At 49.7% G+C, this 22386-nt stretch carries 20 protein-coding genes and 1 pseudogene; 14 read left to right on the top strand and 7 right to left on the bottom strand.

The window, feature by feature from the left end:
- Positions 1-3 precede the first annotated feature (3 nt).
- Positions 4-2205 (bottom strand): thiamine pyrophosphate-dependent enzyme, encoded by a 2202-nt coding sequence (locus ACLO87_RS08890; RefSeq protein WP_430223428.1) that lies wholly within the window; start codon positions 2203-2205, stop codon positions 4-6.
- A gap of 178 nt (positions 2206-2383) precedes the next feature.
- Here ACLO87_RS08890 and ACLO87_RS08885 point away from each other — a divergent pair, with 178 nt between their 5' ends.
- A complete protein-coding gene (locus tag ACLO87_RS08885) occupies positions 2384-2839 on the top strand; it encodes a MarR family winged helix-turn-helix transcriptional regulator (RefSeq protein ID WP_430223427.1) in 456 nt (151 codons plus the stop codon).
- Positions 2840-3295: 456 nt separating this feature from the next.
- Here ACLO87_RS08885 and trxA read toward each other — a convergent pair whose 3' ends face one another.
- Together trxA and ACLO87_RS08875 are read right to left on the bottom strand one after the other, a co-directional pair.
- Positions 3296-3673 (bottom strand): thioredoxin, encoded by a 378-nt coding sequence (trxA, locus tag ACLO87_RS08880; protein ID WP_135861521.1) that lies wholly within the window; start codon positions 3671-3673, stop codon positions 3296-3298.
- A 155-nt stretch (positions 3674-3828) separates the two neighbouring features.
- Positions 3829-5115 carry an NCS2 family permease gene (locus ACLO87_RS08875; protein ID WP_430223426.1) on the bottom strand — a complete coding sequence of 429 codons (1287 nt, stop codon included), beginning with the start codon at positions 5113-5115 and terminating at the stop codon, positions 3829-3831.
- Positions 5116-5305: 190 nt separating this feature from the next.
- Between ACLO87_RS08875 and tsaD the strand changes: the two genes are divergently transcribed.
- The gene (tsaD, locus tag ACLO87_RS08870) at positions 5306-6349 is read left to right on the top strand and encodes a tRNA (adenosine(37)-N6)-threonylcarbamoyltransferase complex transferase subunit TsaD (RefSeq protein ID WP_135861519.1); all 1044 of its coding nucleotides are present in this window, start codon (positions 5306-5308) and stop codon (positions 6347-6349) included.
- A gap of 156 nt (positions 6350-6505) precedes the next feature.
- Here the strand turns inward: tsaD and plsY are convergent, their stop codons facing one another.
- The gene (plsY, locus tag ACLO87_RS08865) at positions 6506-7132 is read right to left on the bottom strand and encodes a glycerol-3-phosphate 1-O-acyltransferase PlsY (RefSeq protein ID WP_135861518.1); all 627 of its coding nucleotides are present in this window, start codon (positions 7130-7132) and stop codon (positions 6506-6508) included.
- Positions 7133-7256: 124 nt separating this feature from the next.
- On the opposite strand from plsY, the gene surE reads away from it, so the two are divergent.
- The 4 genes from surE to rlmD all read left to right on the top strand — a co-directional run bounded on the left by surE (position 7257) and on the right by rlmD (position 11117).
- On the top strand, positions 7257-8015 hold the full coding sequence (gene surE / locus ACLO87_RS08860) for a 5'/3'-nucleotidase SurE (protein ID WP_135861517.1): 759 nt from the start codon (positions 7257-7259) through the stop codon (positions 8013-8015).
- Positions 7996-8820: a protein-L-isoaspartate(D-aspartate) O-methyltransferase gene (locus ACLO87_RS08855; RefSeq protein WP_135861516.1), complete on the top strand. Its 825-nt coding sequence runs from the start codon at positions 7996-7998 to the stop codon at positions 8818-8820. The genes surE and ACLO87_RS08855 overlap by 20 nt, the downstream gene beginning before the upstream one ends.
- 18 nt (positions 8821-8838) lie before the next feature.
- Complete coding sequence (locus ACLO87_RS08850; RefSeq protein ID WP_430223425.1) at positions 8839-9681, top strand: peptidoglycan DD-metalloendopeptidase family protein; 843 nt, start codon at positions 8839-8841, stop codon at positions 9679-9681.
- A gap of 83 nt (positions 9682-9764) precedes the next feature.
- Positions 9765-11117 (top strand): 23S rRNA (uracil(1939)-C(5))-methyltransferase RlmD, encoded by a 1353-nt coding sequence (rlmD, locus tag ACLO87_RS08845; protein ID WP_430223424.1) that lies wholly within the window; start codon positions 9765-9767, stop codon positions 11115-11117.
- A gap of 145 nt (positions 11118-11262) precedes the next feature.
- Here rlmD and ACLO87_RS08840 read toward each other — a convergent pair whose 3' ends face one another.
- Positions 11263-11592 carry an ArsR/SmtB family transcription factor gene (locus ACLO87_RS08840; protein WP_430223423.1) on the bottom strand — a complete coding sequence of 110 codons (330 nt, stop codon included), beginning with the start codon at positions 11590-11592 and terminating at the stop codon, positions 11263-11265.
- Between the two features lie 66 nt (positions 11593-11658).
- On the opposite strand from ACLO87_RS08840, the pseudogene arsC reads away from it, so the two are divergent.
- From arsC to ACLO87_RS08825, 3 genes and pseudogenes are all read left to right on the top strand, one after another.
- Positions 11659-11997: pseudogene (arsC, locus tag ACLO87_RS08835) on the top strand (arsenate reductase (glutaredoxin)); the annotation flags it as partial.
- A gap of 81 nt (positions 11998-12078) precedes the next feature.
- Positions 12079-12801, top strand: coding sequence for an arsenical resistance protein ArsH (gene arsH, locus ACLO87_RS08830; RefSeq protein ID WP_430223744.1), 723 nt, complete (start codon positions 12079-12081; stop codon positions 12799-12801).
- Positions 12802-12812: 11 nt separating this feature from the next.
- Positions 12813-14102, top strand: coding sequence for an arsenic transporter (locus ACLO87_RS08825; protein ID WP_430223422.1), 1290 nt, complete (start codon positions 12813-12815; stop codon positions 14100-14102).
- Here ACLO87_RS08825 and ACLO87_RS08820 read toward each other — a convergent pair.
- Entirely contained in the window at positions 14086-14868 is a 783-nt protein-coding gene (locus ACLO87_RS08820; protein ID WP_430223421.1) for an IclR family transcriptional regulator, read from the bottom strand. The two genes, ACLO87_RS08825 and ACLO87_RS08820, sit on opposite strands and share 17 nt — an antisense overlap.
- A 212-nt stretch (positions 14869-15080) precedes the next feature.
- Between ACLO87_RS08820 and ACLO87_RS08815 the strand changes: the two genes are divergently transcribed.
- Complete coding sequence (locus ACLO87_RS08815; protein ID WP_430223420.1) at positions 15081-16718, top strand: GMC family oxidoreductase; 1638 nt, start codon at positions 15081-15083, stop codon at positions 16716-16718.
- A gap of 22 nt (positions 16719-16740) precedes the next feature.
- Positions 16741-18066 (top strand): MFS transporter, encoded by a 1326-nt coding sequence (locus ACLO87_RS08810; protein ID WP_135861508.1) that lies wholly within the window; start codon positions 16741-16743, stop codon positions 18064-18066.
- A gap of 202 nt (positions 18067-18268) precedes the next feature.
- Here the strand turns inward: ACLO87_RS08810 and argH are convergent, their stop codons facing one another.
- Positions 18269-19681, bottom strand: coding sequence for an argininosuccinate lyase (argH, locus tag ACLO87_RS08805; RefSeq protein WP_430223419.1), 1413 nt, complete (start codon positions 19679-19681; stop codon positions 18269-18271).
- A gap of 146 nt (positions 19682-19827) precedes the next feature.
- On the opposite strand from argH, the gene ACLO87_RS08800 reads away from it, so the two are divergent.
- From ACLO87_RS08800 to ACLO87_RS08790, 3 genes are read left to right on the top strand one after another with little or no spacing between them, the layout of a single operon-like run.
- Positions 19828-21144, top strand: a complete 1317-nt coding sequence (locus ACLO87_RS08800) for a mechanosensitive ion channel family protein (RefSeq protein ID WP_430223418.1) — start codon at positions 19828-19830, stop codon at positions 21142-21144.
- A gap of 46 nt (positions 21145-21190) precedes the next feature.
- The gene (locus ACLO87_RS08795) at positions 21191-21529 is read left to right on the top strand and encodes a P-II family nitrogen regulator (RefSeq protein ID WP_135861505.1); all 339 of its coding nucleotides are present in this window, start codon (positions 21191-21193) and stop codon (positions 21527-21529) included.
- A 10-nt stretch (positions 21530-21539) separates the two neighbouring features.
- Positions 21540-22385 carry an aldo/keto reductase gene (locus tag ACLO87_RS08790; protein WP_430223417.1) on the top strand — a complete coding sequence of 282 codons (846 nt, stop codon included), beginning with the start codon at positions 21540-21542 and terminating at the stop codon, positions 22383-22385.
- Position 22386: the final 1 nt, after the last annotated feature.

The following is a 22386-nucleotide window of genomic DNA, read 5'->3' as shown; positions in this document are numbered from 1 at the left end:
TGTTCAGAATGCGTAACGCTCGCGCTTAGCGGCGCTACGACGCTGGAACCAACCGATCACGTTGCGGCGTAGTTTTTCGCGCCAACGATCCCAGCCAGTAGGGTTGTTAATGATTTGTGCGCGGTAGAACGATGGGCACAAAATGGCAGCGTGTGATACTTCACCACACAGGCCACAGCCCACACAACTGTTCATCACCGTTGCTACGGGGTCAGTACGCAGTGCATCAGGGTTGGGGCGAATAGATAAAGAAGGGCAGCCCGATAACCGTATGCAAGAGTGATCGCCCGTGCAGGTATCTGAATCTACGCCAAAGCGTTCACGCACTACACGTTGGCCATCAGACAGGGCTTTACGCACTTGGCCACGCTCGCGACGCTGTCGGTTCAGCATGCACTCACTTTGTGCAATCAGTACTTTGGGGCCTTTTTCTTCTGTAGTTAAGGCATCACGTAGCGTTTCCGTCATGGCCTTGAGGTCATAGGTGCGACGAATAGTACGCATCCATTCCACACCTACACCTTTAACGGCTTTTTCAATAGGATGGTTGGTGCTGCGAGTGATGTTCTGCGCACGCGATGACAAGATATCTTGCCCGCCAGTGGCCGAGGTGTAGTTGTTGTCGATAATGATGGTGAGGTTATCGCTCTTGTTGAACACCGCATTCGCCACGCCGCTGGTTAAACCGTTGTGCCAGAAACCGCCATCACCCATGACAGAAATAGCGCGCTTGTTGCTGGCGCTGGTGTTTAAGGCGGCGGCACCGGCACCACCCAAGCCGTAGCCCATGGTGGTGTTGCCTAGATGGAATGGCGGCAGAATAGAGAACAAGTGACAGCCAATATCAGCACTCACGTGGTGAGGGCCTAGTTCACGCTCTACCAGTTTCATCGCTGTGAAAATAGGGCGCTCAGGGCAACCAGTACAAAAACCCGGTGGTCTTCCGTGCACGTTGTCATTCAACGAACCGGCGGGTAGCACTTCGGCGGCTACAGCAGTTGTAGTAGCTGGTTGCTGTTGTACGTTTTCTGCTTTAAGTGGAATAACGCGTGGTTTACGAGCGGGCTGCGGCTCAATGCGACCATAGTGCTCTAAATACGCACGTAGGCCTTTTAGCATGGTGAGGGTGTTGTACTCACCAGCCATAGGCAGAAAGTCTTTGCCATGCAGTTCGGTTGTGCTTTTGGCTTTACGCAAAATAGCCGAGATGTTTTGTTCTACGAAGTTAGGTTGGCCTTCTTCTAACACCAGAACGGCCCGCTTGCCTTCACAGAAACGCAAGATTTCAGACTCTATCAGTGGATAGGCCACGTTCATTACGTACATAGGAATCTTGGATTCGCCAAATACGTCAGCCAGATCCAAGTGTTCTAGCGCGCGGATGACGTTGTTGTAGCCACCTCCTTGAACGATCAACCCTATATCGTCGTGGTTGTCACCGAAGAACTCATTTAGTTGACGCGATTCAATGAACTGTACCGCAGCAGGCCAGCGCTGTTCGATTTTTTCTTTTTCATGCAAGAAGCTAGCAGGAGGCAGCACAATGCGATCCAAGTCGCGTTGTGGGTTTTCCATGGCTTCTTTAAGCGAAAATTTGGCGCGTTTATTGTCAGAGGCAACGAATTGGCCGTGTACGTGACAAGCACGTATGCGCAATTGCAGCATCACGGGCGTATTGCTGGCCTCAGACAGATCAAAGCCATCTTTTACCGCTTGCACAATACAGGGCAGGTTAGGGCGCGGGTCTAGCATCCACATTTGCGACTTCATCGCAAAGGCGTGGCTACGTTCTTGCATAATAGAAGAGCCTTCACCGTAATCTTCACCCACGATGATCAACGCGCCACCTTTCACGCCGCCAGAAGCCAAGTTTGCTAAAGCATCAGAGGCCACGTTAGTGCCTACAGTGGCTTTAAACGTGACAGCACCGCGCAGCGGGTAGTTAACAGAGGCGGCTAAGGACGCAGCAGCAGTGGCTTCACTGGCGCTGTTCTCAAAACGTATGCCGTTTTCGGTCAAGATATCTTGGGCATCTGCCAACACGTCCATTAAATGGGAAATGGGTGCGCCTTGATAACCGGCCACGTATGAGACACCGGACTCTAATAGTGCTTTGGTAACGGCAAGAATACCTTCGCCGCTAAACACATCGCCTGCGCCTAAACGTAACAGCTCAACCTCTTTGACAAATGAACGCTCTGCCATTGTGTCCTCCTAGTGCTACTGCTTATGTATATTGGAATATTATTATTTTCATATGAATATGTTTAGTTCTCAATATATTATTTGTGATGGTTTTCCCTGATAAGGAAAACGGCATACCGCGGTGCGATGAGTAAAGTTTGGTATATTAGGCGAACTTTTAGACTCTATTGGCCACGTAATGACCGCCTCTACAACCGATAAATTTGTATTCGTTGATGATTATTTGCCTGCCTTACTGGCGCAAGCGAGTTTGATTATTTCAACGGAATTTCACCAAGTCGTACTGAAAAAGGGTTTGTCCATTACTGAGTGGCGCGTGCTGTCTACGCTATCAGGTGCGGGTGTGGTGAGCGTAGGGCATTTAGCACGTATTGCGACCAGTAAGCAGCCTACAGTCACGCGTGTGGTAGATAAGATGGTGGGGGCGGGCTATATATGTAGGGTGCCGCATTCGGGCGACAGGCGTGTCACATTAGTGGAAATCACTGAGGAAGGGCAGGTGCTGATTTCGGGCTTGATTCAAGAAGCTAAGCACCACGAGTCTGAAGTGATTCGACGTTTGCAGCCTTTAGATATAGATATGCTCAAAGACACGTTGCGTAGCTTGATTGCGGAAACGCGTAATGATGATTGATGCGGTATTTATCGCCCACGCTGGGGAACTGCAGGAAAGCTTTTTGTGATTTGAGACACCAAATCAAAAAAGTTTCCTCTCCGTCCCCCTGATACCTCTGAATCTGGCGGGTTCACAGTGCTTTTTTTTGTGGCATGTTAGGTTCATACAGCGAAAACATACTTTCTCACGTGTTCATCTTGTAGGCCGAATTTGTCTGGGCACACCTGAGAGGTACTAGCAGGAAATCTTTGTTTTCTGCTAACCAAGTTGAGCTGTTTCTGGCTTGTCACAGAAGTAGAACAACCATCAGTAATTATCAAAACAAATCCCTTTATATCCGCCTTGGGCTACGACAGACAGTCGTTGAACAGTGGGCTTTTGCGAGCATACACAACTATAGCTACGCTGCTGCGCTACTAGAGAAAGAGGGAGTCTGAAACCGCTTGAAATCATCCAAGCGGTTTTCAAGCATGATTAAGCTTCAGGAGCCTGTTTTTGCTGTTCGGCAATTTCAGCATGCACTTGCTGCATATCTACCGCTTTAACTTGAGAAACCAATTCTTCCAATTGTGACTCAGACAGAGCACCAGAGTGGGAGAACAGCAGTACGCGTTCACGAAATACCATGATGGTAGGAATAGAACGAATGCGCAATGCGGCGGCCAGTTCTTGCTCTTCTTCGGTGTTTACTTTGGCGAAAACGATATCATCGTGTTTCTCGGACACCTTTTCAAAGGTTGGGCCAAATTGGCGGCAAGGGCCACACCATGGCGCCCAGAAATCGATAATCAGTGGCTTTTCGCCTTCGATGCTGGATTGAAATGTGTTTTGCGTGAGTTCTACAGTGCTCATGAGCCGGACCTTCTAAAATGAGAGCAAACAGTCGCTGGGACAGTGAGTAAGGTTCCAGTGTAGCGCGTTTAAGTGCTATTGCAACGCCTTGCAGTTACAAAAACGGCAACAGAATATAAGCTTCTGTTGCCGTTAGAGACCGAGGAATAAAGGACTTATTCGAAGGTGTATTTCGCGATAAACAAGGCCGCTACGATGATGGTAGCAGGGTGCATGTCACGGAATTTGCCGGTGACAGCCTTAATCACGACGTAGCTGATAAAGCCAAATGCCAAGCCGTTTGCAATGGAATATGTAAATGGCATTGCCAGTGCAGTCAGTGCAGCAGGAGCCGCTTCAGTGACGTCATTCCAGTCAATATCGCCCAACTCACGTAGCATCAAACATGCGACATATAGCAATGCTGGGGCAGTAGCGTAAGCAGGTACGACACCAGCCAGTGGTGAGAAGAAGAGCGCCAGTAAGAACATGGCGGCGATCACCAAGGCGGTCAAACCTGTGCGACCACCAGCCTGTACGCCAGAGGCGCTTTCTACGTAAGCCGTTGTACTGCTGGTACCGATCATGGAACCGGCCACAATCGCGGTACTGTCAGCCAGCAAGGCACGGTTCAAACGGTTAGGTTTACCTTCTTGAATCAGGTTGGCGCGTTTAGCTACGCCAATCATGGTGCCGGTGGCATCAAAAATCTCTACTAACACCAATACCAGAATCACGTGAACTACACCCATGGACAGTGCGCCCATGATGTCTAGTTGCAGGAAGGTAGGAGCAATGCTGGGTGGCAAGGACATCAGGCCATGAAATTCACTGTGACCCAACTGGATGGACAGTAGCGTAATCACCAAAATACCGATCAAGATGGCGCCGCGTACTTTCAGGGCATCCAACGCAGCGATGATGAAAAAGCCCAAAATGGCGTATAGCGCAGCAGGCTCAGTCAAGCTACCCAAGCCTACTTTGGTGGCAGGGTTGGCAACCACGATTTGGGCGTTGGACAGTGCAATCAAACCCAAGAACAAACCAATACCCGCCACAATGGCAGAGCGTAAGGAGCGGGGGATGCCATCTACAATCCAGCTACGTATGCCGGATACCGTCAGAATCAGGAAGATAATCCCCGATATAAATACGGCCCCCAGTGCTTGTTGCCACGTAAAGCCTAGCGTACCGACGATAGTGAAGGCAAAGAAGGCGTTTAGCCCCATGCCTGGTGCCATACCAATAGGCCAGTTGGCGACAAAAGCCATAATCAGCGAACCAATGATGGCGGCCGCACAAGTTGCCACGAAAATGGCGTTGCGGTCCATGCCGGTGGAGGACAGAATCTCCGGGTTCACAAAAATAATGTAGGACATGGTCAGGAAGGTAGTCACCCCTGCCAGTATTTCTGTTCTGATATTGGTTCCGTGCTCTCTTAGTTTGAATAGCTGTTCAAACATAAGGCTCCCCTGTGAAATAAAAATGTGTGTTGCGCTTGAGCAATTTGCTGCGAGGCAGATTTTAGACCTTTTGGCCGCATTATGGTTGGGAATGCAGGGTATATCATCATGTGGGGATACTGATAAGGCTTATGTGCCTCAATAGAGAAGCGTGACGGAGCAGTACGCTTTCGCAGTACAATAGAAGGCTATGAAAATACTTGGTTATGAAAGCTCTTGCGATGAAACGGGCGTCGCAATAGTCTGCACAGAAAAAGGGCTGCTGGGCCATGCGCTGCACAGCCAAATCGCTATGCACCAACATTATGGTGGCGTGGTGCCTGAGCTCGCCTCTAGAGACCACATTCGTCGTGCGTTACCGCTCACACAAGAAGTGTTGGATCAAACCGGCTTGAGCTTGTCTGATATTGATGCCGTAGCGTACACCGCAGGGCCGGGCTTGGCTGGTGCGTTGTTGGTAGGTGCCAGTGTGGCGCGATCCTTAGCGTGGGCGCTGGATTTGCCGGCTATCCCTGTGCACCACTTAGAAGGCCACTTGTTGTCGCCATTGCTGGCTGAGCCTAGACCAGACTTCCCCTTTGTGGCGCTGCTGGTATCAGGCGGTCACACACAGTTGATGCGAGTGGATGGCGTGGGTCAATACGAACTACTAGGCGAAACACTGGATGATGCTGCAGGCGAGGCGTTTGATAAAAGCGCCAAGCTGATGGGCTTGGGGTATCCCGGTGGGCCTGCTCTGTCCAACATGGCACAAAAAGGCAATGCCGACGCCGTTGTGCTGCCGCGTCCTATGTTGCACAGTAAAGACTTAGATTTCAGCTTCAGCGGTCTGAAAACAGCCGTGCTGCTCAAGATGAAAGAATTAAAAGCACAGTACGACGAGGTTCCAGAAGAGCAGTTGGCCAATCTGGCCGCCGGTACCGAGGCTGCTATTGTGGATGTGTTGGCAGCTAAAGCGATACGCGCTTTAAAAGAAACAGGCTTGAAGCGTTTAGTGGTGGCTGGGGGAGTAGGGGCTAATTTGCCGTTGCGTAACCGTTTGCTGACACAAGCAGCCAAGCTCAAAGCGGAAGTGTTCTTTCCACCTGTGGCGTTGTGTACGGATAACGGTGCAATGATTGCGTTTGCGGCAGCGATGCGAGCTAATGCAGGGTTGTTGCCTGAGAACCTGAAAAAGCCCGGCTTTACGGTGCGCCCGCGTTGGGAGTTAAGTAAGGCGGGCGAGCTGTACTAGGTAGGACTGGTTGGAGTGCGAACAGCTCAGAGAGTAGGCCGCTGAGAGATTCATCGCCCATGCTGGGGACTGCAGGAATACTTTTTGTGATTTGAGACACCAAATCAAAAAAGTTTCCTCTCCGTCCCCCGGTTGGTCTGAATGGGGCTAGGTTTACTACTCTTTCTTCTGACCCACTTTAGGTTCAGTGCCCTGAATTAGTCTGCGAATGTTGGCACTGTGACGCCAGAGCAACAATGCGCAAATTAAAATTAAGCACAATGCGATCACGCCGTTCAGTGGCCACAAGGTGCCAGCCCCTAGGAAGTAATACATAGGGCTAAGCACAGCAGCAGTCAGGGCAGACAGTGACGAATAACGGCTGGCATAAAACACTACTAACCATGTAGCCGCCGTGAGCAATCCCAACCAAATATTCAACGCCAACAGCACACCTAGTGCCGTGGCAACCCCTTTGCCGCCTTTGAATTTCAGGGTGCAAGGGAAAATATGTCCCAAGAAAGCAGCCAGCGCGGCAATGCCAGGTAAGCCGGTAGACAGTCCCCAGTGACGCACGGCATACTGAGCCAGAAGTACAGCTACTACGCCTTTCAGCATGTCACCCAATAAGGTGTATATCGCGGCTTTCTTATTTCCCGTACGTAAAACGTTGGTCGCTCCTGGGTTTCCGGAGCCGAAGCTGCGCGGATCCGCTAGCCCCATGAACTTGCTGACAATCACAGCAAAAGGCAGTGAGCCCAGAAGATAGGCAATAAGAGCGGTCAGAATAACGCTGGGTAACATGGTTGTTTTGGGAAATGGTTGAAGAAGAAAATACTAAAATGGTGATTCTACTGGCTTGATGATAAAAAACCAAAGCAGCAGGTACAATGTGAGCTGTGCCTCACTCTGTTTTTCGGGTTGAACAATGAAAATACTAATTTCCAACGATGATGGGTATAACGCAGAAGGCATTGAGGCTTTGTATGCGGCCCTGAAAAACTTGGGAGAACTGGTGGTGGTGGCACCAGAAACCAACTGCAGCGCATCGTCTAATGCGCTGACGCTAAATAGGCCACTGTTTGTGCGCCAAGCCTCTAACGGCTTTTACTACGTCAATGGTACTCCGTCAGATAGCGTGCATGTTGCGCTAACGGGCTTACTGGATTTCAAACCTGACTTAATCGTATCTGGCATTAATAACGGTGCCAATATGGGTGACGATACCTTGTACTCAGGCACGGTAGCTGCCGCAATGGAAGGTCATTTGTTTGGTATCCCGTCTATTGCTTTTTCGTTGATTGAAAAAGGCTGGCAACATCTGGATAGTGCTGCGCGCGTTGCTCGCGATATCGTAGAAAAAGTTGCGAAACAACCGCTGGCAGCCGGTACGTTGTTGAACGTGAATATTCCTAATGTGCCTTACGAGGCCCTAAAAGGTACACGTGTGACGCGTTTGGGTAAGCGTCATCCATCAGAACCCGTGATCAAAAGCGCCACACCTTATGGTGAGCCGGTGTACTGGATTGGGCCAGTAGGTAAAATCCGTGACTCTGCTAGCGATACGGATTTTGGTGCGGTAGCCGATCTGGCTGTGTCATTGACACCATTACGTTTCGATCTGACTAGTTATGACAGCATCGAAGCCATGAAACGTTGGGTGAGCGATGAGCAAGAATCCCAATAACAACCGATTTTCGTGGGCAGATGGCACTACCAATAGGTTTGGTCGTTCCAGACTAGGTAAGGGCTTAACTACCTCGAACAGTAATGCAAAGGTCATCCAGCCTGGCCAATTGCGTGTGCCACTCAGCACACCTATAGAAACAGTGGCAAGGAATGTAAATCTGGGTTTGAACTCAGAGCGTTCGCGTGGCATGATGATCGAACGTTTGCGCAGACAGGGCATAAAAGACGAGCGCGTGCTGCAAGCCATGATGGCTGTACCACGACATTTATTCGTCGATGAAGGCTTGGCAAGCCGAGCCTATGAAGAAGATGCTCTACCTATAGGCTACGCGCAAACTATCTCGCAACCTTGGGTGGTGGCACGCATGATTGCCACCTTATGTGAGGTGCGCGTTCCTACCAAAGTTCTGGAAGTGGGTGCTGGTTGCGGCTATCAGACGGCTGTGCTCGCCCAATTGGCAAATGAAGTGTATGCCATAGAACGAATACAGGGACTATACGATCTCGCTCGTATTAAAATGCGTGATTTAGGCTTAACAAGCCGCGTAAGATTGAACTTTGCGGACGGTATGCTGGGTGTGCCCCATGCCGCGCCGTTTGATGGAATTATTGTGGCAGCAGCCGGACTGAAAATTCCTCAGGCTTTACTGGAACAGTTAGCCGTGGGAGGGCGCTTGATCGCCCCGGAAGGCTCTGCCTCACAACGATTGGTATTGATTGAGCGTACCAGCATGAAAACGTGGCAACGTAAGGAGTTAGAATCCGTACGTTTTGTGCCGTTACGTGCCGGTACTCAGCTTTAAAAAACTCAGGAGAGGGATATGCAGCATTCAGGCGGTAGGTTGATGGCCGTTGCTGAAAATGGCTTGAGCAAGTCGGCAAGCCGTAGTGTAGTAAGCGTTGTCTTGCTATCAGTAGTGTTAGCAGGTTGTGCTTCCAGAATGGATAAAGCACCCATAGTGGATGGTTCCGCTGGTGGTCCTACTGGTACCATGCAAACTGCACAAAATGCTGGTGGTACGTATCAAGTAAAAGCCGGCGATACGCTCTACAAAATTGCACAAGCTCATGGGATGAGCGTGTCTAATTTGAGCCGTATCAACAACATTACTGATCCTTCGCAATTGCGTGTGGGGCAAGTATTGCAATTGGGTGAGGGTGCTACACAAGTGGCCGTTACTACTCCAGTAACCCCACCGCCTACAAAAGCACCTGCACAACCAGCGCAAGTACCGCCAACTAGCGGTACCACGACTACACCAGCCGCCACAGGCACAGTACAGCGTGCTAGTGACGCTAACCTGGTTTCGTGGGCATGGCCTGCTAATGGTCCTGTGATTCAGTCCTTTACGACCGCAACTAAAGGTATAGACCTGTCCGGTGCTATCGGCGATCCTATTCGTGCCGCTGCAGATGGTAAAGTGATGTACGCTGGTAATGGTGTGCGTGGCTTGGGTAATCTGATCCTGTTAGGTCATAGCAATGGCTTCATTACTGCCTATGCACACAACGACAAGTTGTCCGTAAAAACTGGCGATGAAGTGAAAAAAGGCCAAACTATTGCATCGTTGGGTGAAAGTGATACAACGTCCCCACGCTTGCACTTCGAGATTCGCCGCAGAGGTACTCCGGTCAATCCACTGGCATATCTGCCCGCACGCTGATATGATTTTCAGCCGAATGGCATAACGTGAACGAATGCGTTGCTTGTTCATACAGGCAGCGCATTTTTAATTTAGACATCCTCATGACAACAGCATACGAGTTGGAAATAGAGTCTCTCGATATAGAGGGACGTGGTGTAGGCCACTACGATGGAAAAGTGGTATTTGTAGATGGTGTATTACCAGGTGAACGCGCGTTAGTGGAAAACGTACGCAGCAAATCATCCTATGACAAAGCTCGCGTGGTGCAGCTGTTGACGCAGTCCCCTCAACGACAAACGCCTCCCTGTCCTAGCTTTGGTGTGTGTGGCGGCTGTGCCATGCAACACCTAGAGCCATCGGCGCAGGTGGCGGTTAAACAGCGCGTGCTGGAAGATGCGCTGAACCATATTGGTGGTGTCAAAGCAGAAAGCTACTTGGCACCTATGCATGGCCCGTATTGGCAGTATCGCCATCGAGCCCGTTTGTCCGTGCGCAATGTGATGAAAAAAGGCACAGCGTTAGTGGGTTTCCGCGAGAAAGGTAGCCACTACGTTGTAGATATGGCCGATTGCCATATTCTGCCTCCGCAGGTGTCGGCGTTGTTATTGCCGCTACGCGAACTGATTAGCGGCATGTCTATTCCCCACCGCATTCCACAAATCGAAGTGTCGGTGGGTGAAGATTGTTTGTCTTTGGCATTGCGCCATATTGAGCCGTTGCAAGACAGTGATATACAGAAATTACGAGAATTTGCTAAACGCTATAACGTGAGCTGGTGGCTGCAACCCAAAGGGCCAGAAACCATGCACCCATTAGAGCGCGAAGACGAAGATAGCTTGTATTACGACCTGCCAGATTACGATCTGCGCATGCCGTTTAAGCCTATTGATTTCACACAGGTGAATCCTAGCATCAACCGTAGTTTGATCCGTTTGGCACTGAACCTGCTGCAGATTAAACAAGGCGAGCGTGTGGCAGACTTGTTCTGTGGTCTGGGTAACTTCAGCTTGCCATTGGCGCGTGTGGCATCTTCAGTGGTGGGTATTGAAGGTAGTTCTACCTTAACTAAGCGTGCGGGCGAAGCAGCGGCGTTACATGGCCTGCAAGATAAAGCCAGCTTTACGACCTTGAATTTGTTTGAGGTGGACGTATCGTGGTTGCGTCAGTTGGGCTATTTTGATCGTATCCTGATTGACCCACCACGTGATGGTGCACAAGCTGTAGCGCAAGCACTAAGCGAGTTAAGCGAGCACGAAAAGCCTAAACGTATTGTGTACGTATCCTGTAACCCCGCAACCTTGGCACGTGATGCCGGTATCTTGTTGAAAGAGGGTGGTTACCGTTTGCTGAATGCAGGCGTGTTGAACATGTTCCCGCACACCGCACACGTAGAATCTATTGCTGTGTTTGAGCCGGTTTCAGCCGGCGCAGTACAAAGCACCGTAGAGGCGTAACAGCACGATCGTTGTGTTGCCGTGTGGGTGGAATGGCTACTGTTGAGTTTCTCACAGTAGCCATTGTTTTATGTGTTGCCGCGGCGTTTACAGCGCTAGTGTAGCGAGGCGGCCCGCCGTGTAGTTTTGTCGGCAGTAAGCCTAGCTATTTGCTAATAAGGTTGCATTCCACTGTGCTACAGCCGTCTTGCTGCTGTGCGCAGCACTCTGCCATCAAGAAGTTCACTAACCCCATCATTTCGGTCAGGTTCGCTCTATAACGCTGGTAGCGTCCTTCTTGGGTAGCAGTAATCAGCCCGGCATGGTTAAGGGCTTTGAGGTGAAAGGACAGATTGGTAGAGGGAATTTGCAAGGTGGTGGCAATATCGCCTGCGACCAAACCATCTTCGCCAAACTTCACGAGTAGCTTAAATACATCTAACCTGACTTCTGAGGCTAGGGAATCGAACATTTGTACGGCTGTTTTGGTGTCCATAAATTGACTATTCAATTATAGTTGAACTATTGTAATGATATCGTTAATACGGAATCTGATCTACTCATGGATACTACCATCACCATCTATCACAACCCTAATTGTGGGACGTCACGCAACGTACTGGGGCTAATTCGCAATAGTGGGAAAGAGCCTCGTGTCATTGAGTATTTGGTGAATACGCCTAGCAAAGCAGAGTTGCAGGGGCTTATAGAAAAAATGGGCTGTAGTGTTCGTGACCTGTTGCGTACCAACACGGCGCCTTATGCAGACTTAGGGCTAGAACATGCGACGTTGAATGATGATCAGTTACTCGACGTGATGCTGGAGCATCCTATCTTGATCAATAGGCCGATCGTGGTCACGCCCTTAGGGGTTAAGTTGTGCCGACCCTCAGAAACAGTGCTGGATATCTTGCCTGATCCGCAGATTGGAGCGTTTAGTAAAGAAGATGGCGAAGTGGTGGTCAATGATGCGGGCCAACGTGTGAGTGCCGCAGTTTTGCCATCGCAAGTCATACCAGAACTGTTTGACGTACCCGATTTACAGCGTTTATTGCAGCCAACGCAACGAAAGACACACGCACCACGCTTTTTACTGCTTTATGGCTCGTTGCGAGAGCGCTCATATAGCCGCTTCGTGATAGAAGAAAGCGCACGTTTGTTGCAGGCGTTTGGCGCTGAAGTACGTATTTTTAACCCCAAAGGCTTACCGCTGGTGGATGACAGTTCGGAGCAACACCCTAAAGTGCAAGAGCTACGATCCTTAGCGCAGTGGGCAGAGGGAATGATTTGGTGCTCTCCTGAGCGACACGGCGCTATGACGGGGGTGATGAAAACACAAATAGATTGGATTCCGCTATCCGAAGGTGCGGTGCGACCTACACAAGGTAAAACATTGGCCGTGATGCAGGTTTCAGGAGGTTCGCAATCCTTTAATGCGGTGAATCAGATGCGGGTGTTAGGGCGTTGGATGCGCATGCTGACTATTCCAAATCAGTCTTCTGTGGCCAAAGCGTATTTGGAGTTTGACGAGGATGGTCGTATGAAGCCGTCGGCGTATTACGATCGCATTGTGGATGTCGTGGAAGAACTGGTGAAATTTACACTGCTTACACGCGATGTAGGGGCTTACTTGGTGGACCGTTATAGTGAGCGCAAAGAAAGTGCTGAAGCACTAAGCGCTAGAGTCAACCAACGTTCTATTTAAGGGCGTAGATCATGTTTACTGCAGTAGGTATTTTTATCCTTACATTAGTACTGGTGATCTGGCAGCCTAAGGGGTTGTCCATAGGGTGGAGTGCGAGCATTGGTGCTGTGTTGTCCTTGCTGCTCGGTACCGTCAGTGTGGCTGATATTCCAGTGGTATGGAGCATAGTATGGAATGCAACCGCTACATTTATCGCCATTATTATTATCAGTTTGCTTTTAGATGAGGCGGGCTTCTTTAAATGGGCTGCCCTGCACGTGGCTCGTTGGGGGAGGGGCAACGGCTTAGCCTTGTTTGTGTTGATTATCTTGCTAGGGGCAGCGGTTGCGACGTTATTTGCCAATGATGGCGCGGCGCTGATTTTGACACCCATTGTGATGGCAATGCTCTTAGCCTTAGGTGTGAATGCAGGGGCAACATTAGCGTTTGTGATGGCCGCGGGGTTCATAGCAGATACCGCCAGTTTGCCTTTGGTCGTCTCCAACTTAGTCAACATTGTTTCGGCTGACTTTTTTGCCATAGGTTTCACCGATTATGCGGCGGTAATGGTGCCTGTAGCTATTGTTGCTGTAGTGGCATCTTTAGTGATGTTGGTGCTGTATTTTTGTCATGCTATTCCTAAACACTATGGCCAAGAGTCATTGCAACAACCCCACGAAGCTATCGTTGACCCCATTACCTTCCGCTTTGGTTGGCTAGTATTACTGTTATTGCTGGTGGGCTTTTTTGCATTAGAGCCTATGGGAGTACCCGTGAGCGCTGTGGCGGCAACGGGGGCGTTATTGCTCTATGCAGTGGCAACGCGTCAGCACATCATCAATACGCATAACGTTATTAAGGCTGCGCCGTGGGCCATCGTTATATTCTCTTTGGGTATGTACTTGGTAGTCTATGGCTTACGTAACCAAGGCCTAACAGATTATCTGGTACGCCTACTGAATTACTTCGCTGAGCAAGGGCTGTGGGTAGCGACATTGGGCACAGGGCTGCTGACAGCACTGTTGTCTTCAATCATGAATAACATGCCTACAGTCTTGGTGGGGGCACTGTCTATTGAGGCATCCAGCGCCACAGGTGTGGTGAAAGAGGCCATGATTTACGCCAACATCATAGGCAGTGATCTGGGCCCCAAAATCACACCCATAGGTTCACTTGCGACACTGCTGTGGCTGCACGTGTTGGCACGTAAAGGTATGGTGATTAGCTGGGGCTATTATTTCCGCGTAGGTATAGTGCTGACGCTTCCCGTATTGGTGCTGACGTTAGTGGCGTTGGGGCTGCGGCTTAGTGTTGGGGGTTAGTGGTAACGGCTAGCAGCTCGGAGATTTCGGTAGCGGCTTGCGACATCATGGCTCGGTATGACAGCAGTTTGCGCAGGTCGGTTCTAGCCGTCACCGCGTGACAGGCTATGGCAGCAATAACTTGAGAACTGTCTGTAGCAGCAAATATGGGTACAGCAATAGCGATCATGCCTGTCACGAACTCTTCATTGTCTACGCCAAATCCTTGCCTACGTGTGCTTTCTAGTTCTGTTTTTAGACGTTGCATGTCGGTGATAGAGTTCTCGCCATAGGTAGCGAAATTCAGCCTATTTAAGTATTTTTTCTGCTCTATATAGGGTAAATAGGCCAAAAATAACTTACCACTTGCGGTGCAGTGCAAGGGTACAGGGGCATTGGGCTGTACATGCAGGCGCAAGCTCCACGGCGCATTGCTGTCTTCCCGCACTAGATATTGCACAGAGTCCTCGGACAGCATCGTGAGGTTGCAGGCCTCACTGGTACTTTGCACCAGTCGTTTTAGGGTTTTACGTGCTGCATTCAGAAACCACGATGAGCGTAATGCATTGACGCTTAGCCGTAGACTGCGTGCGCCTACGGTATATCCCAATTGCCCGGGTAAGCGGATCACGTAACCCGCTTGTACCAGCAGTGAGATATTCCTCAATAAGCTGGTTTTGGGAATTTTTGAGTAGTGCATTAACTCCGTTAACGTCAGTGGCTCAGTAGAGTTGGTTAACGTTTCCAGTATGCATAATGCCCGCAATGCACTAGGTGTGCTGCCCATGTCTATGTCTCCGGTGGTAGGGGCTGATACCGCTACGATGTTTTTATGTGCTCTTGGCGTTATTCGGTGCTAAGTGGATCTTAAAATAGCATAAAAACAAAACCATTTTTGATACTGTAAGTTCCGAAAATGGTTTTTCAAGCGAAAACCCTATGCCGATTAGGTACACAACTCCCTACATTGTTTAGAACAAAAACAGCGAGGAGTTGAACGTGCAGGAAACTTATGACTACATCATTGTGGGTGCAGGGTCTGCGGGTTGTGTCTTGGCAAATAGACTCACGGAAAACGGTAAATACTCTGTATGTTTGATAGAGGCAGGTCCGGCCGATAAGAATATATGGATCCATATTCCTATTGGCTACGGCAAAACCATGTTCAACAAAAAATTGAACTGGGGCTTTGAAACGCAAGCCGATCCGCACATGAACCAGCGCCAGTTTTATTGGCCCAGAGGTAAAACACTAGGCGGAAGTAGTTCCATCAATGGACTGATCTACATCCGTGGTCAAAAAGAGGATTATGACCGTTGGGGTGCCTTAGGCAATGAAGGCTGGAGTTGGGAAGACTGCCTACCGTATTTTCGCAAACTGGAATCCAATGATTTACCAGAAGCCGATACACGCGGCAAACATGGGCCACTGAGTGCAACGTCTATTCCTGCCAAGCATGAGCTCGTTGACGCGTTTATCCATGCAGCGCAAAAAGAGCATATTCCCTACATCAAAGACTTCAATACGGGTAATCAGCATGGCGTGGGCTACTACCAGCTCACTACCAAAAATGGGTTGCGCCAATCTACAGCAGTCGCGTATTTGAATCCTGCTCGACAACGCATGAATCTCACAATCAAAACTGAGCATTTAGTGCATCGTGTGTTGTTCAAGAATAAAAAAGTGGTGGGTATAGAGCTGAGTAACAAAGGTGGAGAGCCGTTTGTTATTCGTGCTAATCACGAAGTGATTTTGAGTGCAGGGGCTATTCAAAGCCCTCAGGTCTTGATGCTTTCCGGTATAGGGCCTGCAGATCACCTGCAAGCAATGGGTATTCCTGTGCAACAACACGCACCAGGTGTGGGCCAGAACCTTCAAGATCACTTGCAGTTGCGCTTGATTTATGAGGTCGCGAAGCCCATCACCAATAATGACCAACTGCGAACGGTCTGGAGCAAAAGCAAAATTGGGTTGCAGTGGTTATTTACGCGCTCAGGCCCGTTGGCTATAGGCATTAATCAAGGGGGTGCATTTGCCTATGCCTTGCCCGAAGAGGCTAAGACTCCCGATGTGCAATTTCACTTTGGAACGCTATCTGCCGACCAAGCGGGCGGACAAGTACATGAGTTTTCTGGCTGCACGATTTCCGTGTGTCAGCTAAGACCAGAGTCGCGGGGTTATATGCATCTGCAAAGCACAAATCCCGCTCAGCCTATGGCGATACAGCCCAATTATTTGAGTACCGATTTAGATCGGCGTACGGCGGTAGCATCTATTCGCTTAGCCCGACGTATCGCGAGCACGCAACCTTTAGCAGATTTGTTGGTGAAGGAGTATAGGCCGGGCTTGGATCAGCAAAGCGATGAGGAAATTTTAGAGTTTTGTCGCAATTACGGTGCCACGATTTTCCATCCGGCAGGCACAGCAAAGATGGGAGTGGAAAGCGACGAAATGGCAGTGGTGGATGAGCAATTACGCGTCTATGGCGTGGAGGGCCTACGGGTAGTCGATGCTTCCATCATGCCTACCTTGGTATCCGGAAATACCAATGTGCCAGTAGTCATGATTGCTGAAAAAGCGGCAGACATGATTCTTCAACATCAAAAAACACAATCAAAAAATGTAGCGCTCACCTAACTCAGAAATGAGGAGACAAGCAATGAGTACGACGCATAAACAAGAAGTGTCCAGAGTCATACGAGCCTCAGTCATAGGAGCCACCATAGAGTGGTATGACTTCTTTTTATACGGTGTGATTGCTGGACTGGTATTTAACAAACTGTATTTTCCCAGTGATGATGCCTTTATTGGCACCATGCTGGCGTACACCACTTTTGCTATAGGTTTTGTAGCACGGCCTTTAGGGGGCGTAATTTTCGGCCACATCGGCGATAGAGTAAGTCGCAAAGGTGCACTGATCGCTACGTTGGTCTTGATGGGGGCCTCCACCGTCGCCATAGGGTTGATTCCTTCCTATGACAGCATAGGCGTTTGGGCACCTATTCTTTTGCTGCTATGCCGTATTTTGCAAGGTATAGGCTTAGGTGGGGAGTGGGGTGGTGCTGTATTGATGGCCTATGAATACGCTCCAAAAGAGAAGCGCGGACTTTATGCTTCATGGCCACAAGTGGGCTTGGCCCTAGGCTTATGTTTGGCCTCGGGTGTGGTCGCCATACTCACGGCTGTACTCACACCAGAGGATTTCTATACATGGGGTTGGCGCGTGGCCTTTTTGTTATCGGCATTATTGGTCTTTCTTGGGCTGTATATACGGGTAGCTATTAAAGAAAGCCCTGAGTTTGAGAAGCTCAAAGCCAGTAACGCAGAAAATAAGCAGCCTTTTGTGAGCATGATTAAGCAGTACCCCGGCAATATTATTAGGGGGATGGGTGCGCGTTATATAGATGGTGTGCTGTTTAATATCTTTGGTGTGTTTAGTATTAGTTACCTAAGCAACGATCTGAACATGGACAGAACCACCGCTTTAACCGGGGTGTTGATCGCATCGTTCATTATGTGCTTTTCTATCCCTTTCTTTGGGGCGTTATCGGACAAAGTAGGGCGCACTAAAACCTATTTCTGGGGTTCAATCATCACTGGGTTCTCTGCTGTACCCGCCTTGTATTTTATGACGGCGCACTCAGACAATACCTTGGTGGTGTGGCTGTCTATCATCATTCCTTTCGGCATTCTGTACGCATCAGTTTATGGTCCCGAGGCAGCCTTGTTTTGCGAGTTATTTGATACGGATGTGCGTTATACCGGTATCTCGTTTGTGTACCAATTCTCGGGTATTTTTGCCTCGGGCATTACACCTATGATTGCTACTGCGCTGTTGCATGCCAACGATGGACAGCCTTGGTACGTGGCAGGTTATGTGGTGTTTGCTGGGCTGGTATCGGCGTACAGTGCGTGGTCTATTAAGAAGTCTAAGCAGCAAAAAGAAAGCGTGCCAACTCCGGTTTTGCGCAGTCGGTATTCGTAAGATAACAGAGTCATCGTAGCGATTTGGCCATGCGTGGATGCATGGCCTTTTTTGCATAATCCTCTAGCAGTAACTGTGGCCACCGTACCTTTAGGATATCTATCACCTGCCGCCTATCTAGGATTGGTAGTATGAGGGTGAGCCATACAAAAAGGGGTAGAACATCACTGTTCTACCCCTTTATCAACGCTGTCTATGCTACTTATTCAGCCAGAATGCGCTCTGCTTCAAAGCGTACACGTTCGGGGGCTGTGCCACCGATGTGGTTACGCGAAGCCACAGAACCTTCCAGAGTCAGTACACCGTAGATGTCTTCTTCAATGCTGGCGTGGAAAGCTTTAAGCTCGTCCAAGCTCAGGTCAGCTAAGTCGCAGCCTTTTTCTTCGCATTTACGTACAGCCAATGCCACGGTTTCGTGTGCATCACGGAAAGGCAGGCCTTTTTTCACCAAGTAGTCAGCCAAGTCAGTGGCTGTGGCAAAGCCTTGCAGTGCAGCAGCACGCATGGCTTCTGGGTGAACGCGAATGCCATCAACCATGTCTACAAAAATAGTCAGTGTGTCGCGAATGGTATCAGCGGAGTCAAACAGACCTTCTTTGTCTTCTTGGTTGTCTTTGTTGTAAGCCAAAGGCTGGCCTTTCATCAAGGTTAACAAAGCCATCAGGTGACCGGTTACGCGGCCTGTTTTACCACGAGCCAACTCAGGCACGTCTGGGTTTTTCTTCTGAGGCATGATGGAGCTACCTGTGCAGAAGCGGTCAGCAATGTCGATGAAGCCTACGCGTGGGCTAACCCATAGCACTAACTCTTCGGAGAAGCGCGAGATGTGAGTCATGACCAGTGCAGCGGCAGCGCAGAATTCGATGGCGAAATCGCGGTCAGAGACTGCATCCAGAGAGTTGCGGCACACGCCATCAAAGGCCAACAGGCTGGCAACTTGCTCGCGGTCTATAGGGTAGCTAGTACCAGCCAAGGCGGCAGCACCCAAAGGTAGGCGGTTTACACGCTTGCGGCAGTCAGCCAAGCGCTCGGCATCACGACCAAACATTTCAGCGTAAGCCAACAAGTGGTGACCGAAGGTCACAGGCTGAGCCACTTGCAGGTGGGTGAAGCCGGGTAGAATAGTGTCTGCATGTTTGAGCGCCAAGGTAGCCAAACCTTTACGCAACTGTTGCAGCAGTGTAATTGCAGTGTCGATTTCTGCGCGCAGCCATAGGCGAATATCGGTGGCAACTTGGTCGTTACGTGAACGGCCTGTGTGCAGGCGTTTACCGGCATCACCGATGATTTCTACTAAGCGCTTTTCGATGTTCAGGTGCACGTCTTCTAGGTCGATGGACCATTCAAACTGCTGTTGTTCGATTTCGCCCAGAATTTGTGCCATGCCGCGCTCAATCGCTTGCAGGTCGTCTTTGCTGATAACACCAACCGTGGCCAGCATAGTGGCGTGAGCCAAGGAGCCTTGAATATCAAAGGCAGCCAAACGTTTGTCGAAATTGACGGAAGCCGTGTAGCGCTTGACGAGATCAGACACTGGTTCTGTAAAGCGCGCCGACCAGGCTTGGGCTTTGTTCGCGAATTGGTTTTGCATGGAAGATGAAGAGTTATCAGACATAATTGATTGCTTTTGTAGGTCAGCCAGGCTTACGTGTAGCCAGGTCAATAGGCTATATTAAACGGTTATTTAGGACGTGATGGCAAGTTTGACGATCAACGCGCTCTGGCGTCCGACAAGATTATAGAAATAAGGTATACATGATTATGTTAGACGAATGGGTAGATCAAAGTTTATTAACGCAGTATTTGCCAGAGGTTTGGATGCGAGTTCTGGCAGGGCTGCTACTGTTGATCGTGCTCTACAGTATTATAAGCTGGGGTGTGCGTGCAGGGATGGCCGTTATTGTTGGCAGAGCCTTGCAAGCAATACGTAAAGGGTCGTGGCAGGAGCCATTGCGCAAACGTCGTGTGGCGGCCTATCTCAGCCACATGGTGGCACTGTTGTTCTTGGCCCTAAATCTGCAGTTAATGCCCATGAGTGAGACCGTCACCGAGGTCTTGCAACGTATTGTGCTGACGCTGTCATGTTTTTATGCCTTGCGCTGTTTGAGTGCTGCGTTGTCAGCGACTCAAGATATCTACGAAGAAAGCACTCGTTCTGGCCGCGCTTCGATTAAGGGCTACATCGAAGTCGCACGCAGCATTATGTGGGCGCTAGGTACGGTGGTAGGGGTTTCCATTCTGCTGGATAAATCACCTATCCTGATGCTGTCTGGTCTGGGGGCGATCTCAGCCGTACTGCTGTTGGTGTTTAAGGATACGTTGCTGTCCATGGTGGCCAGCGCGCAAATTAGTAGCAACGACCTGTTGCGTATCGGCGACTGGATCAGCATGCCGCAGGCCAATGCAGACGGTACGGTGATTGATATTTCTTTGCACACGGTAAAAGTAGAGAACTTCGATAAAACCGTGACCAGCGTACCGACATACAAGCTGTTTTCTGAAAGCTACAAAAACTGGCGTCATATGTTTGAGTCGGGTGGTCGTCGTATCAAACGTACGTTGAGCATTGATGCTTCTACCATCCGTTTCCTGAATGATGAAGAGGTAGAAGGATTGCGTAGGTTTTCGCTGCTGGACGAGTATTTGGTGGAAAAGCAGTTAGAACTAGAAGAAAGCAATAGACAATTAAAAGCGGAAGGGCGTGATGTGATTAATCGCCGTCGCTTGACCAACATTGGTACTTTCAGGGCGTATGCCATGCAGTACTTGAAGCACAAGAAAGGTATTCATCATCAGATGTTGATGATGGTGCGCATGATGGAACCCAGCAGCGAAGGTGTGCCCGTCGAAATCTACTGCTTTACCGATGATACAGCGTGGGTAAATTACGAGCGTATTCAGGGCGATGTGTTTGACCACTTCTTGTCTATCTTGCCTGAAATGGGTCTGCGCTTGTACCAGTCGCCGTCTGGCGTAGACATGCGTGAAGCCTTTGCGCAGGGAGCAAACCTTAAAGAGGTGTTGCAGGCAGAGCGTTCAGACACCGAAAAACGTGCAGGTAGTGCGTTGGACAGTTAAGATGTAGCGGGTGGCAATTTTCAGAGTTATCGCTTTGGTTATATAGATGAAACAAATTACCGCAATTATTAAGCCTTTCAAATTGGATGAAGTGCGTGAGGCTCTAGGCGAGCTGGATGTAAACGGGCTGACGGTTACCGAGGTGAAAGGCTTTGGCAGACAAAAAGGGCATACCGAGCTGTACCGTGGCTCCGAGTATGTAGTGGATTTTTTACCTAAAATCCGTATTGATATTGTGGTGCCAGCAGACCGCTGTGATGCTGTGATCGAAGCCATTATCAAAGCCGCTCGTACCGGAAAAATTGGTGACGGCAAAATCTTCGTTACCAACGTAGAGCAAGTCGTGCGTATACGTACTGGCGAAGCCGGAGCAGCAGCGATCTAAGGAGTACAGGGTGCAGTCGTATTTTTCACTGGATAATTCTACGTTCTCTAGAATTGGGCAGGGTTCTTGGTATTTAGATAATGCAGCCGATAGAGCGCAAGCCATTCGTGCCGTACAAACAGGTCTAGATGCCGGGTTGACCCACATAGATACCGCAGAAATGTACGGTGATGGCGATGCTGAAACCCTGTTGGGCGAGGCGTTACGTGATCGTAGAGACGAAGCATTTCTAGTGTCTAAGGTGCTGCCGTTTAATGCCGGATACGACGACACTATTGCTGCCTGTGAACGCAGTTTGCGGCGTTTGCAAACCGACTACTTGGATAGCTACTTGTTGCATTGGCGTGGGCAAGTCCCGCTGGAAGAAACCGTTGCAGCGATGGAGCAACTACAGCAGTCCGGTAAAATCCGTAGCTGGGGCGTTAGTAACTTCGATGTGAATGACCTGGTAGAGCTGTATGCCATCACTGGCGCAGGCAAAATCGCCTGTAATCAAGTGCTCTACCATTTAGAAGAGCGCACCATTGAGCACGAGCTTATAGGTTGGTGCGCTGCTCACGGTATCAAAGTTGTAGCCTATAGCCCGTTTGGGCATGACCAGTTTCCATTGGAAAACAGTGCAGAAGGCCAGTTGTTAGTGCAGATAGGCCAGCAGTACGATGCCAGTGCGCGTCAGGTGGCATTAGCGTTTTTATGTCGTAGGCCAGACGTATTTGCGATTCCTAAGGCATCTACGATGCGGCATGTGTTGGATAATGCTGGCGCGCTGGATTTAACCCTTAGCCAAGACGATATCGCCAATATTGATGCAGCGTTTCCGCTGCAACCTCATCCGGGTTATTTACCCATGATCTAAA

This window comes from Paenalcaligenes sp. Me52, from assembly GCF_050487965.1.
In the GTDB taxonomy this organism is placed as follows: Bacteria; Pseudomonadota; Gammaproteobacteria; order Burkholderiales; family Burkholderiaceae_B; genus Paenalcaligenes.
Note: the sequence above shows the minus strand (reverse complement) of the source record. Positions and strands in the feature narration are given on the sequence as shown.

What these genes read in the sequence shown, in the direction of transcription:
- argH (WP_430223419.1), bottom strand. Translation starts at nt 19,681, where the DNA reads ATGTCTGATAACTCTTCATCTTCCATGCAAAACCAATTCGCGAACAAA.
- surE (WP_135861517.1), top strand. Translation starts at nt 7,257, where the DNA reads ATGAAAATACTAATTTCCAACGATGATGGGTATAACGCAGAAGGCATT.
- plsY (WP_135861518.1), bottom strand. Translation starts at nt 7,132, where the DNA reads ATGTTACCCAGCGTTATTCTGACCGCTCTTATTGCCTATCTTCTGGGC.
- ACLO87_RS08890 (WP_430223428.1), bottom strand. Translation starts at nt 2,205, where the DNA reads ATGGCAGAGCGTTCATTTGTCAAAGAGGTTGAGCTGTTACGTTTAGGC.
- ACLO87_RS08795 (WP_135861505.1), top strand. Translation starts at nt 21,191, where the DNA reads ATGAAACAAATTACCGCAATTATTAAGCCTTTCAAATTGGATGAAGTG.
- ACLO87_RS08855 (WP_135861516.1), top strand. Translation starts at nt 7,996, where the DNA reads ATGAGCAAGAATCCCAATAACAACCGATTTTCGTGGGCAGATGGCACT.
- ACLO87_RS08825 (WP_430223422.1), top strand. Translation starts at nt 12,813, where the DNA reads ATGTTTACTGCAGTAGGTATTTTTATCCTTACATTAGTACTGGTGATC.
- tsaD (WP_135861519.1), top strand. Translation starts at nt 5,306, where the DNA reads ATGAAAATACTTGGTTATGAAAGCTCTTGCGATGAAACGGGCGTCGCA.
- trxA (WP_135861521.1), bottom strand. Translation starts at nt 3,673, where the DNA reads ATGAGCACTGTAGAACTCACGCAAAACACATTTCAATCCAGCATCGAA.
- ACLO87_RS08810 (WP_135861508.1), top strand. Translation starts at nt 16,741, where the DNA reads ATGAGTACGACGCATAAACAAGAAGTGTCCAGAGTCATACGAGCCTCA.
- ACLO87_RS08850 (WP_430223425.1), top strand. Translation starts at nt 8,839, where the DNA reads ATGCAGCATTCAGGCGGTAGGTTGATGGCCGTTGCTGAAAATGGCTTG.
- ACLO87_RS08840 (WP_430223423.1), bottom strand. Translation starts at nt 11,592, where the DNA reads ATGGACACCAAAACAGCCGTACAAATGTTCGATTCCCTAGCCTCAGAA.
- ACLO87_RS08800 (WP_430223418.1), top strand. Translation starts at nt 19,828, where the DNA reads ATGTTAGACGAATGGGTAGATCAAAGTTTATTAACGCAGTATTTGCCA.
- ACLO87_RS08885 (WP_430223427.1), top strand. Translation starts at nt 2,384, where the DNA reads ATGACCGCCTCTACAACCGATAAATTTGTATTCGTTGATGATTATTTG.
- ACLO87_RS08820 (WP_430223421.1), bottom strand. Translation starts at nt 14,868, where the DNA reads ATGGGCAGCACACCTAGTGCATTGCGGGCATTATGCATACTGGAAACG.
- ACLO87_RS08875 (WP_430223426.1), bottom strand. Translation starts at nt 5,115, where the DNA reads ATGTTTGAACAGCTATTCAAACTAAGAGAGCACGGAACCAATATCAGA.
- rlmD (WP_430223424.1), top strand. Translation starts at nt 9,765, where the DNA reads ATGACAACAGCATACGAGTTGGAAATAGAGTCTCTCGATATAGAGGGA.